This is a genomic window from Peribacillus frigoritolerans, assembly GCF_001636405.1.
GTDB lineage: Bacteria > Bacillota > Bacilli > Bacillales > DSM-1321 > Peribacillus > Peribacillus frigoritolerans.
On record NZ_KV440950.1, the window covers coordinates 3424542 to 3437585 of the forward strand.

11 protein-coding genes and 1 pseudogene are annotated in these 13044 nt (G+C 40.3%); 2 read left to right on the forward strand and 10 right to left on the reverse strand.

Going from position 1 to position 13044, the window contains the following annotated elements; translation table 11 throughout:
* Positions 1–122: 122 nt before the first annotated feature.
* The 5 genes from A6755_RS16345 to A6755_RS16365 form a co-directional block, all read right to left on the reverse strand.
* Positions 123–1115 carry an NAD(P)/FAD-dependent oxidoreductase gene (locus tag A6755_RS16345; protein ID WP_034312587.1) on the reverse strand — a complete coding sequence of 331 codons (993 nt, stop codon included), beginning with the start codon at positions 1113–1115 and terminating at the stop codon, positions 123–125.
* 221 nt (positions 1116–1336) lie between these two features.
* Positions 1337–1585: a ferredoxin gene (locus A6755_RS16350; RefSeq protein WP_034312590.1), complete on the reverse strand. Its 249-nt coding sequence runs from the start codon at positions 1583–1585 to the stop codon at positions 1337–1339.
* 66 nt (positions 1586–1651) lie between these two features.
* Entirely contained in the window at positions 1652–2446 is a 795-nt protein-coding gene (locus tag A6755_RS16355; RefSeq protein ID WP_063591337.1) for an alpha/beta fold hydrolase, read from the reverse strand.
* 165 nt (positions 2447–2611) lie between these two features.
* Positions 2612–3400, reverse strand: coding sequence for an SDR family NAD(P)-dependent oxidoreductase (locus A6755_RS16360; protein ID WP_244889683.1), 789 nt, complete (start codon positions 3398–3400; stop codon positions 2612–2614).
* Between the two features lie 362 nt (positions 3401–3762).
* Positions 3763–5043, reverse strand: a complete 1281-nt coding sequence (locus tag A6755_RS16365) for an MFS transporter (RefSeq protein WP_063591338.1) — start codon at positions 5041–5043, stop codon at positions 3763–3765.
* Positions 5044–5744: 701 nt separating this feature from the next.
* Here A6755_RS16365 and A6755_RS16370 point away from each other — a divergent pair.
* Together A6755_RS16370 and A6755_RS26730 are read left to right on the forward strand one after the other, a co-directional pair.
* Positions 5745–6767 (forward strand): NAD(P)H-dependent amine dehydrogenase family protein, encoded by a 1023-nt coding sequence (locus A6755_RS16370; RefSeq protein WP_063591339.1) that lies wholly within the window; start codon positions 5745–5747, stop codon positions 6765–6767.
* 343 nt (positions 6768–7110) lie between these two features.
* Positions 7111–8006 (forward strand): annotated as a pseudogene (locus A6755_RS26730) (transposase).
* Positions 8007–8300: 294 nt separating this feature from the next.
* On the opposite strand, the gene A6755_RS16380 reads toward A6755_RS26730, so the two are convergent.
* The 5 genes from A6755_RS16380 to A6755_RS16400 form a co-directional block, all read right to left on the reverse strand.
* Complete coding sequence (locus A6755_RS16380; protein WP_063591340.1) at positions 8301–9056, reverse strand: IclR family transcriptional regulator; 756 nt, start codon at positions 9054–9056, stop codon at positions 8301–8303.
* A gap of 255 nt (positions 9057–9311) precedes the next feature.
* Positions 9312–11039 (reverse strand): sensor histidine kinase, encoded by a 1728-nt coding sequence (locus A6755_RS16385; protein ID WP_063591341.1) that lies wholly within the window; start codon positions 11037–11039, stop codon positions 9312–9314.
* Positions 11040–11062: 23 nt separating this feature from the next.
* A complete protein-coding gene (locus A6755_RS16390) occupies positions 11063–11524 on the reverse strand; it encodes a GAF domain-containing protein (protein WP_034312603.1) in 462 nt (153 codons plus the stop codon).
* Positions 11514–12167: a response regulator transcription factor gene (locus A6755_RS16395; protein ID WP_034312606.1), complete on the reverse strand. Its 654-nt coding sequence runs from the start codon at positions 12165–12167 to the stop codon at positions 11514–11516. Before A6755_RS16395 ends, A6755_RS16390 begins: the two co-directional genes overlap by 11 nt.
* 89 nt (positions 12168–12256) lie before the next feature.
* Positions 12257–12907, reverse strand: a complete 651-nt coding sequence (locus A6755_RS16400; protein ID WP_063591342.1) for a sensor histidine kinase — start codon at positions 12905–12907, stop codon at positions 12257–12259.
* Positions 12908–13044 lie beyond the last annotated feature (137 nt).

Below are 13044 nucleotides of genomic sequence, written 5' to 3' on the forward strand. Positions count from 1 at the left end.
TATCAAACTTAACTTTTTTTGATTTATACCAGGAAAATCGAGACCCGTTATCCATCACTTTTATCTCAGGGACCCAGCCTATGTACTTTAGTCTTCAGAAAAGTCTTGTTGTTAGAAAGAGGTCATCCAAATAATGAAGTACTATGCAGCGGCTGAACTTTCGCCAAAGGATCAATATAGGCTTTGGCATTATTAACTGCCGTAGGACCTTCACCGAATCCGGAAGCAATTAATTTAACCTTTCCATCATACGTACAAATATCCCCGGCTGCGTATATGCCTGAAATATTTGTTTCTTGCTTGGAATTAACGATAATTGCATTTTTATTGATGTTTAGACCCCATTCTTTAATCGCTCCCAGAGAAGAGACAAAGCCGTAATTAATAATTAAATCATCTACGTCAACCACTTCTTTTTGTTGAGTCTTAGTGTGTTCTAAAACTATTTGCGTAATGTGATCTGTTCCTACCAATTCGGAGGGAATATAAGGTGTTTTGACCTCAACAGAGGAATTCACTAACTTTTCTACACTATGCTCATGAGCACGGAATTTATCTCTTCTGTGTATCAATGTTACCTTTTCAGCAATCGGCTCTAACATAAGGGCCCAATCAACAGCAGAATCCCCACCGCCTAGAATCGCCACTTTTCTTCCTTTAAATCGATTCATATCATTCACGAAATAATGCAAATTCTTATCCTCGAACTGCGTTGAATCTTCCAATTCTAGTTTACGAGGCTGAAAGGCTCCATTTCCAGCAGTAATGATCACTGATTTAGAGAAATGAGTATCGAGGTTTGTAGTGATCTTAAATGTTCCGTCTGCTTGCTTTTCCATTTGTTCAACTGCTTCTTCAAGACAAATTGTTGGTTCGAATACTTTCATTTGTTCTATTAAATTTTCTATCAATTCCTGCGCCCTTACTTTTGGAAAACCAGCTATATCATAAATGAATTTTTCGGGATAAAGAGCCGAAAGCTGTCCACCCAGTTGAGGAAGACTTTCGAGGATTTTCACCTTCGCTTGCCTCATTCCGCCATAGAATGCAGTAAACAAGCCAACTGGGCCGCCGCCAATAATAGTTATGTCATAGACCTTCTTTTCTTCTGTCAATGCAATCACTCCTTGTTCTTCTAGGTTGGTTGTTCATACTGAACATGATTTACTGGTTGTAAGGGATAAACTTGTATGTTTCCACAAGTAATTCTTCCTTTTCCTTTGTTTCAGAAATGATGGATAAAAGCAATTGAATATCCACCCTTTCAAAGACAATCTGGATATGTCACCACATTAAAAATCTATAAAGCTACTGGTCACAAACGCACCTGAAATTATTATTCAAATTTATTAGGGTTACCATCAAAGGATGTTTGAGCCACTTTTATAGAATCTGTTGGACATCCTTCTGAAGCATCTATCATATCTTCCTCGAGTTCATCAGGTATAATCGCTGCCCCAACATTATTATCCAATATAACGAACGCAATCCCTTCTTCATCATAATCATAAATATCCGGAGCTGAAGCACCACAAGCTCCGCAAGCAATACACGTTTCTTTATCAACGATTGTGTAATTAGCCATTTTTCCTATTCATTCCTCTCTCTAATATAGGCCTGGTTTTACTAAAGTATTTGTAGAAGCCTTTTCCTACTCAGTACCTTTCAAAAATTCCAAAATGCTCGAATTAAACTCCCTTGGATTTTCCTGGTAACACAAATGACCGCCATCTGGAATAATCACTAGCCGGGAGTTTATTAGCTTTTCATGAATGGCTTCTGATTCCTTAATGGGAGTTACAGTATCCAACTCACCACAAATCACAAGAACAGGAACAGCTATATGAGATAACATACTCATTTGATTTAGATGATAAAGTGAATATGCTACCGAACGATATCCTGCGGGTCTTATCTGTGTCATAATCTCTTTGACTCGTGTATGGACATTTTCTGAAGCATGGGGAGATAGCAGTGCTTGTATCCTCTTTTCCGCTATCTCCTTAGTAGAAAGGTTTTCAATTGAAAATAATCGATTTTTCAATTTCGTCTCGTTCTCTTCTGGTGATAGAGCAGCAGCCCCCCTTGTCGAATCTGCTAATATGAGTTTATTAACCTTATTAGGGTACAGGCTACAGTACTCTATCGCAATTGCCGCTCCCATTGAATGGCCGAGAAGATGGATTTTTTCCAGCTTTAGCTGATCTAGCATGCCGTTCAGAATACGTGCGAACTCTTTAAAGTGTCTATATTCTTCTGCTGGATCTGAGCTTTTCCCATAACCCGGAGCATCCCATGCGATTACTGTATAATGCTCCTTTAATTCCTGGATTTGTTCCTTCCATGACTGTGAATTATTGCTCATACCATGTAATAATATTAGAGGTTCTCCCTTACCTTCTATTTCATAATGAATGCTTAAATCTTCTACTTTTACGAATGGCATACGATCAGTCCCCTTAATCTCTAACTCTTAAAGCCCCCAAACTTGATATAACTTTCTTAAATTAGAGAATGATTTACTATTTTTATATTTTGCTTGGAACTCTATAAAGAAAGTGCTTCCTTTCCCGACTTACAATTCAGCTAACGTATTCAAATCCTCTCCAGCTTAGCCAAGGCCCCGCACTGACAATCCGCCGTCGCTGGAAATGACTTCACCGGTGATTGCTCGTGATTCGTCAGAAGCCAACAGTACATATGCCGCAACGTGATCTTCCGGCATCTGGGCAAGTTGAAGAATATTCCGTTTTTTAATGCTGCTTGCTTTCGTATCATTATCGACGATTTTCACAAATGGACGCAGCGGTGGAATCACCGTGAGTGCTGTCAATGTACCCCCTGGGGCTACGGCATTTACCCGGATGGAAGGCGATAGTTCGAACGCAAGCTGGCGCATCAATCCAATTTGGGCGTGTTTGCTCGCTGTATACCAAACACCGCCGCCATCTGGATAAAAACTTGCACCGGACACGGTAAAAATAATATTGCCATTCGTTTTTTTCAGTTCTTCAAGAGCAGCTTTAGCTCCGAAAAAAGAGCCTTTTACGTTAATATTGAATAGAAAATCATACGCTTCGGAAAGCGCCTCGGGAGTCACATCGGCAAATTTGGCAAATCCATCGAACACGCCTGCATTCGCAACGAAGACATCTAACTTTCCGAATTGCTCAACAGTAGCTTGGACCGCTTGCTCATTGTCTTCGTATTTGCTTACATCTCCCTGATAAGTAAGGATGTTTTCACCAAATTCTCCTTTCATTTTCGCTAATGTCTCTTTAGAGCGGCCGATAATGCTCACTTTTGCTCCTTCTTGTATAAAACGGCGTGTGACAGCTTCTCCTATTCCAGAAGCTCCCCCTGTAATCAAAACGACTTTATCTTTTAAGGCCATGCCCATTGTCTCCACCCCTTCTGATATCTTTCAAACATAATGAACGGTTATCCAAAGATCGGTTACAGTTCAAATATACGGTCTTGTAGCGAGGACATAACCCCAATAAATGTTTTATATATAAAACTATGTTTTTTTATATAAACAATTCTAAAATGTAATCGCTTCATTGTCAATGTAAGCTGTAAAAAAACTGAAACCATCGTTCGGGAATATGTGCCTTGTACTATATCAAGCTGTGTCATCCTTATACCTGTGTACACGTCAATTAGTATTCAAGATTTATTGTGGTTCTCAGTAAGAATCTAGCGTCCCTTCTTACTGAGAGACCCTTTCTAAAAAACGTATGATATTACTTTTTTTGCTCTCTATAAAGTTACTTTGTTTCCTGTTGTATTACTTAGGTGATTTTCGGCAACTTCTTGTTTAATCATAAACAAGTACGCGACAAACCCCAGAGTGGCTGCTACTATCAGCATGGCAATGGAGGGACCAAAATCACCGCCAGACATATCGCGGCTCCACCCCATGATATAGCTTGAAAATCCACCCATAATATTCGTGAATCCCATTAAACCGGCCGCGCGTCCCGCTGTTTCAGGTGTTGAAAATTTGATGATGAAGAAATTGGTTAGATGAAACATTCCTCCCTGAGTTCCCATGGCGAGCCCCATTGAAACCCCGGCCATAATGGGACTAGGTGCTAGGACCGCGATTGTCAAAAATACAGCTGTTAGTATGAAAAGAATCGTCGCAAGCAAGCTCGGGCGTTTCGTTTTGTCCGCCAGAAATCCGCCAGCCAGGACAAATCCTAGCGCGAATAGCCATGATAATGAGGTAATCCCAGTCATTGCATCTCTTTCAAAGCCTTTGGCCTCCACGAGATAGGTAGGAAGCCAAATACTGATTCCAAAGAACAGAAAGGACGACATCAAATTGCCAAACCAGACAATCCAATAACGATAATCCTTTGCAAAGAATTGCTTCAACTGCACACCATGCGCTTCGTCCTTTTGGCGAATATAGGAGATTTCCTCTTTACTCATGCGTGGATGTTCTTCTGGCGTATTACGAGCTAAATACAGGAACATTGGAATATTTATAAACAAGTTAAAGGCGGCGAGAGCAAAGAACGCGGCCTGCCAATGAAATGTTGAAATAATGAGGATGAGCATAACGGTACCCACTGCCGGGCCAAGGTAGTTTCCAGTAATCCAGAATGACTGTGCCCTGCCAAGCTCTCTTTTATTAAACCAATTCGATATGAATTTACCCGATATCGGGATCATCATGCCTTCCCCGATTCCGAGGATGACCCTACTAATTAAAAACATTTCGTATGAAGTGGACAGTCCTCCCATGACCATTGTCGCAGTCCATACCAGTAAACCTAAAACCGCTGTTTTCCGCGCCCCTAACTTGTCGATAATAACACCCCAAAAAATGTTGGAACAGGAGTATGAAATCATGAATATAAAGGAGATCAAGCCAATTTTTGCATTTTTATCCGGGCCAGTCAGACCAAGATCACTTAAAAATCCCGGATCGGTTTGGATAACAGAGATACCTACTTTATCAATCTGACCGAAAAACCAGAAGAAAAAAATAGGAATCGCAATGTACAACCATCTTTTTTGACCTTGTAACATGTTATTTCCCCCTTATAATAGGCTCGTTTGAATGCGCTTTCATGATTTTCGATACAAAATGGCTATCATGCTATCAAACTTCACCAACTCCCCCTTTCAAAAGATAGTAGCAACTTTTGTTTCATATAAAAAACATCGTTACCGATATTTAATGTTATATTGAATTTTCTTAATAGTCAATAATATCCCGAATAATATTTTTCAGCAGAAAAAAGTAGTTTTATATACAAAACTAAATAAGGTGTAGTTTCGATGGAAACAACCCGAAACAATACCTTACCTATCACATAAAACCGGCTAACGTTTCTGCATATCCCCGTACCTTAGGTAATGCATCTCCATAATTATTTGAAACATCATGATTTGCAGCAATAAAATGTCCATCATGTGACTGAAGCGCTTCGTAGTCTAGTTCCGTTCAAGTGAAGGGTTTTAACCGGGAATAGTATGACGGTTTTCTGTCCATCACCCCAACTTATGCTGCAGCTTAAGGTGAATAAGGCATACAATTCGTGAACCGCCAACCAACGTTTCCTTAGATAGGTAAACCCAAAATTGAAGAATGATTCTTCTTCCGCTCATTCGGTTGCCGTCTTCCTTTTATAACGATTCATTATAAATATATAAAAATTAACTATTTTTATTATTTATCACTCAATGTTAGCATTTTGTTATAAGTTATTTGAAAGGATGAGAGATGAATGACTATCCAATATTCTGAATTCGCAGTATTCGGGCTAGGTCCCATCGGAATTGAAATTCTACGCAGTGCTTATCAAACGAATCCTCAATCTATTATCGGTGTTGTCGATATTGACCCCGATAAGGTAGGGAAGGATATTGGCTTCCTGATCAATGAAAAGGAAACGAACAAGTGTGTAGTTCCCCATATCCAGGAAGTAAATACTGAAGGTGACCACCCTATCGCCCTACATGCAACCGGTTCCAATGCACAACAAGTATGGCCCCAAATCAAAGAGCTGCTAGATCACGGTTTTTCAGTGGTTTCCACCTGTGAACAGCTTTCCTTCCCTTGGCATCGCTACCCTTTACTTTCAAAGGAAATAGATGATTATGCTAAAGCAAAAGGACTTAGTGTCATCGGGACCGGAATCAATCCAGGATATATCATGGATACTATGGCCATTTCTTTTACAACAGTATTGACCACTGTTAACCAAATTAAGGTCATCCGTAAAGTTGATGTTTCGAAAAGGCGCCTCCCTTTGCAAAAAAAGGTCGGAATCGGGATGACCAGAGAAGAGTTTGAATTTTTGGCCCAACGGAATGAAATTGGGCATGTAGGTCTTGAGGAGTCTGTAAGGTTAATCGCTTATGGGCTGAATTGGAAACTTTCAAATGTTATCAATACCATTGAACCAACGATTGCAAGCGAAAATATGACCGTTCCGCTAACTACCTTGAAACGAGGGGATGTTATGGGGCTCCATCAAATTTCCACAGGCAAGACTGTGGACGGAAAGGAAATTTCCTTGGATTTAACGATGTCTGCAGGTATTAAACAGGAAGATGAAATCGTTATTGAGGGGAACGAAACCCAAAGGTTGATTGTTCCAAACGGCATTTTTGGAGATACTGCAACCGCAGCAATGATCATCAATACCGCTAAGCAAATTGATGCACTCCGTAAACCAGGTTTACTTACAATGGCTGACATCGGGGTGCCAAGAAATTTAAATCAATCACACTTTGTGCGTATTTAATGGCTGACTAACAATCTTGCGATAAAGTATTACGATATTGGAAAAGGTGAACCCCTAATGGTTCACCTTTCAGACTGTAGACAAACTCGATGAAAATCGAGTTTGTCTATTTTTATGGCCTTTACAATTTAGACGTTGATTTCCACTCCAGGCACTCGCTTTCCGCGGGCGGTCGGGGAGCCTCCTCGGCTTTCGCCTGTGGGGTCTCCCCTAGACGCGCTTTTCCCGCAGGAGTCTCGTACCTTCCGTTCCAATCAACTTTGTCTTACCTTTTAGATAGAACACTTTTGCCTGGAGTCATTTTTGTTTTAAAATTGAAGTATTAAAACTTGAGGTGATGAGGATGCTTTCTAAACATGATTCTATTCAGCGAGATCAACTTGAAATGATTACTTTAGATCAACTGGTGCCACCGAACCATTTGGTTCGTAAAATGGAGGCTGCCATTGACTTCACTTTCATTTATGACTTGGTGAAAGATATGTACTCAGAGGTAGGACGCCCAAGTATTGATCCAGTTATTTTAGTTAAACTGACTTTCATTCAATATACCTTCGGTATTCGTTCCACGCGGCCGCAGACCGCAACGGTTTGTATTGGGAACGATTGTAACACCTGGAAATATACATGACAGTCAGATCTTAGAGCCACTAGTTGAACAAGTGAATGAGAAAGTTGGAAAACCGGAAGCCGTTGCCGCAGATGCAGCTTATAAAACACCAGCGATTACAAGCTACCTATTTAACAAAGAAATCATACCGGCTTTACCTTATACACGCCCTCGCACCAAAGAAGGATTTTTTCGTAAACAGGACTATGTATACGATGAACATTTTGATTGTTACCTTTGCCCTTCGGGCGAAACTTTAAAGTACTCAACAACAAATAAAGAGGGCTATCGCGAGTACAAATCGCCAAAACAAATTTGTACAACATGCTCATTTTTATCTCGGTGTACAGAAAGCAAAGACTGTCAAAAAGTTGTAACACACGGCATATCTGGCAAACACATGTGGAAGAAGCAGATCATCTGCGTCATCATCAAGATGTAAAACCTATATGTGCAAAACGTAAAGAAACGATTGAGCGTTATTCGCAGATGCAAAAGAAAAGCATGGTATGCGTTGGACTACTTTAAGGGGACTTAAAAAGTTGTCGATGCAGGCGATGCTTACTTTCGCTGCCATTAATTTAAAGAAGATGGCCAATTGGACATGGCGAGGTCCAAAAATGGCCTAACATAGTGGGCTCGTAGAGCCCCAATCTCTTAACTTTAGGCGAAAATTCAAAGGGAATTTCAAAAGGGGTTCAGAATTTTTTAATTCCGAACCCCTTTTGTCTACAAACTGAAAGGTGAACCCCTAATGGTTCACCTTTTCGTTTTGGTTCAGCTGGGCATGCCAACATGACAAAAAACCACCATGAGCGGTGGCTTTACTTCCTATATGTAGAATGCAGGAATCGACTATCTTAAATAAGTTATCTTATTTCAGAAAAATATATTCCGAAAATGAAATGATTTTTCTATTTTCATTAATGTGTTCGAGAACCAAGTTTCACGGAAATGGCTTTGGCAGCTTTCGTTACTTTGTCAATCAATTCAGGCAAGCGATCTTCCTGAAATCTTGCTTCAATCCCAGCGACACTAATACCGGCTACTATTTCACCTTTACCATTGAGTATCGGTGCACTCACCGCTTTTGTATAATCCTCCAGTTCTGATGAAGTTATCGTGTATCCATTTGATCTCGCTTCATCCATTGCATGACGGAGTTTAGTTTTATCCGTAATCGTTCCCATGGCGATTGGTTTTAATTGGATGTTTTCCAAATAATTTTCACGCTCTTCTTCTGGCAAAAACGCTAGGATGATTCGAGAATCGCCAGCGTACAATGGCGAACGCCTTCCAATGGATGTATAAAGTCGAACAGGCTGCAGGGTGTCCACCTTTTCAATATACATCGCTTCATCCTTATCCCTTACAATTAAATTCACTGCTTCTTCAACATCATCCCTTAGGTCTTTCATGATTGGATAGGCGATTGACCTGATATCCAAACGCTCCCCTACCAGTTGACCAAACTGCAGGAATATCAATCCAAGTGAATAGCGGCCATCGCCGTCCTTTGCCAAAAACCCCATTTCCTCCAAAGATCCCACCATACGGTGTAACGACGTTTTCGGCAAATTGGAAAGTTCCATCATTTCATTAAAGGCCAGTTTTGGGTGATTTATGAAAAGGGTTAGGATTTGCATGGATTTCACGACCGTTTTGTTATGTGCCTGCATACAATGTCTCCTTTCATGATACATGTTTTCCTTAACTATCATTCTATTATAAAACATGGAAGAAAGGATGTAATGAAAATAACCGTATTGATTGTTTTTCGAAATGCTCTGTCTGTATTCTCAATTGATTTACCGGCATTTTTTTAAATTTGATCGAATCATTTTATCATCCCGAAGCCCATGGAACGAGTAATAATGTGAAATGCTGAAGCGTTTAGCGGATTAAGTTACTTGATCATTACGAAAATCCATCCACTACAAAGGCATTTTCAATATTACTTTTGTCCCTTTCCCTTCACGAGAATGAAGGATAAGGTTTCCGCCGCAAACTCTGGCTCTTTCCTCCATACTGAATAAGCCTACTCCTCTGGTAACTTTTTCGATATCAAAGCCCTTTCCTTGATCTTCTATTTCTACACGAACTTCTTCCTCTATTTCCTGGATCGTCACTGTAGCTTCCTCGGTATAGGCATATTTCCTAATATTTGTTAATGCCTCTTGAATAATACGGTAAATGGTAATTTCTTTGTTTGCATTCAGGCGGCAGTTCAAATAGCATTCAAAATGGACCTTGATATGATGATGCTCTAAAAATTGCGCCACTAAAGAGCGTATGGCAGGGAACAGTCCAAGATCATCAAGTACCGATGGCCTTAATTCCCAGGATAGATGCCGGAGTGATTCGATAATTTCGGTCGCTTCATCTTGCATTTGATCTAACAGGGGATGATCCATTTCTGTCTGCAGTCTGTTAATCGTTATGAGGTGGCTGTATAAGTTTTGTCCGATATCATCATGAAGCTCTCGGGAAATGCGTTTTCTTTCTTCCTCCTGCACATCAATGATTTTACCGGTCATTTTCTGAATCTCTTCTTCCGCAAGCTTACGCTGGGTCACTTCATAACGAATCGCTAAATATTGATAAGGTTTCTGGAACTCATCAAGAAATGGAACGATTGTCGTATCCACCCAATAATAAGTATTCTCCTTGGTCTTATTTTTAATCTCGCCTTTCCATACTTCCCCTGATGATATTGTTTTCCAAAGATTGTTGAAAAACTCTTTCGAATGAAATCCCGAGTTAATGATTCGATGATCCTGTCCGATCAGCTCTTCTTTTGAAAACTTTGAAATCCGGCAAAATTGATCATTGACATATTTAATCGTCCCTCTTTGATCGGTTATTGCTACAATCGAGGAAGCATCCAAAGCAAATTGGAAATCGGCCATTTTATTTACGAATTTCCCCAATTCCTCTAAAACTCGTTTATATTCGGTAATTTCCTTGCGAATTGCCAGGTATTTATATGGGTTCCCTTTTTCATTTAAGAAAGGGACAATTGTGGTATCGACCCAATAATGAGTTCCATCCTTCGCTTTATTCTTGATTTCACCCCGCCAAACTCTTCCTGATGAAATTGTCCGCCAAAGCTCTTGCATAAATTCCTTTGAATGATAACCTGAATTGATCATTCGGTGGTCCTTCCCGATAAGCTCTGTTGCTGAATATTTGGATACCTCACAAAATTTCTTATTAAAGTTTATTATCTTGCCCTTTACATCAGTGAATGCAACAATCGTTGATTCATCAAGTGCATAAATTAAATCAACCAGTTCATTGATCGGATAGGATTGCTGCTGGTTAATCCGTGATTGGTCTTTCACTTTATGGACTACAATTAAGTAATAAAGCTCTTTCGCAAGCTGAAAGGAGTTCACCCTGAAAAAAAGCGAAAAAGCATGACCTTCCCGATGGATCCCCAACTGGTGGATAATCTCCCCTCCCCCGCTGTGTTGCAGGTTTGCCCCTGGTATAAGATTCAGAAGCTTTTCCCCGTTCAATTCATGATGTTCATAACCAAAGTGGTCATATACCTGTTGATTCGCAAAAGAGATGACTCCAGATTCATTGACAAGGATTGTCGCATCGCTGGATCCAGGCGTAACCCCTTTTTCCATTTCCAAATGTTTATTCAAGTCCATACATAATCCTCCTTGTTGCCATGTTAAATTAAGCTGTTCAATTCCTTTTCCAGTTTTTTCGCTGCATCAAGGATCTTATGCTGGTCACTTTCAGAAATGGGCTGAACTGTCCGTTTACCTACTAATAATACCCCTTTGGGAACACCTTTAAATTGAATCGGAACCGCGAAGGCGCAACGGAGATTTTCCGCAAGCATGATGGGATAATCTAAAGCTTTGCCGTGGATATTATTGGGGAAACCCTCAATCTTCATCGGCGTCCCCGTTGATATGACCCTGCCTGCAATTCCTTTTCCATATCGAACAGTTATCCTTTTGTACTTATCATTTCTGTTGCCGGCGGCATAATGCCAGCTTATATCAGGACCTTTTCTGTTTTGTAAGGCAAGTCCTACAAAATCACCGTTCATTTCATCTAATACATATTCACACGCTTTTTTAAATGGTTGTTCCTCTTTCGATTTACTGTCCAAGTTAAATTCCATACCCTAATAACCCCTTTTTTAAAGCGAATGCAACAAGTTCATGCCTTGTTTTCATCTTGAGCTTTTCCATTAGGTTTCCTTTATGGCTTTCAACCGTTTTCACGCTTATGACAAGCTGTCCGGCAATTTCTTTATTGGAAAACCCTTTCGCAATCAACGTAAGCACCTCTTTTTCACGGTCAGACAACAGGTTGATGGAATCAGCGGTTCCCTGCTTCACACTGCCTAAATATTCTTCCATTACCCTTTTTGTTGCAGATGGATGGAGGTACGCATTTCCGTTTGATAAAGATCGGATGGCTACCAATAGTTCTTCATGGGGTGCACTTTTTAAAATACAGCCTGAAGCCCCGGCTTGAATGGTTCTGAACAAATATTCATCATCATCATGCATGGTAAGTATCAATATGGCTACCTCGGGCATGAGTTTCTTCAGTTCTGAAGTAGCCGATAAGCCATCTTTTCCATGTGGCATGCTTAAATCCATGACTACCACATTAGGCTGAAGCTCCAGTGCTCGTTGTATTCCTTCATTCCCCTCTGAAGCTTCCCCAATGACTTCCATATCAGGATGATTGTTTAGTAGCATCTTTAAGCCCATTCTTACAACGGCGTGATCATCGCAAAGCAAAATTTTTATCAAAGCAGCTCCCCCTAGCTTTGTTCGTGTTTGTATCGTTATATGAAACAACAAGGGGGATTGCACAATTCGCAAACCCCTTGTTTAGCATTTTAATATAATGGCAGAGAAATCTCTATAGAAGTCCCATGATCTTCTTTTGAAAAAATGGTACAATTCCCGCCAATCAAATGCATTCTTTCACACATGGCAGCAAGCCCGCTCAGCTTATTCATGGCGGCTTCAACCTCAAATCCTTTCCCTGAATCTTTTATCATGATTAATAACATGCTTTTTTCCCATTTGAATAGTATACTTGCTTTTGTTGTATCAGCATACCTTGCTATATTCACCAATGCTTCTTGGCAGACCCTGAAAAGTGTAATGCTATCTCTATCAGAGATTTGCGATTCAATTCCCAGATTCTCCATCTCAACCTCAATACCATAGGTTGAGGTGTATATTTTCATGTAGCTTTTAATAGCTGAAATAAGCCCAAAAGTCGTAAGGGTAGGAGGATGCAATTCTACAGCCAAAAGCCTGATTTCTTGAATTGCCTTCTCCAATAGCTGTTTCATATCACCTGCATAAATTCTCATGGCAGGCTGTTCAATTGCCGTTTCAATGAGCTGCATTCCGGAAAAGAGACTGGAAAGGGACTGCCCCACACCTTCATGAAGCTCCATCGCAATTCTTTTAATCTCTTCTTCATGTGTTTGTATGATATAAGAACTGATGTTGTTTTTAAGTGGCTGAGTATTCATTCCCACCCTCCTTTTTCAATTGTCGCTGATTATTGGCCATTCAAAATGCGGCATGCTCCCCCAATTACACTTTCGGCAGAGTAATGAGAAAGCTGACGTATACCTTTTTTCCCACCTGAAACCTAGCATTAGAACTT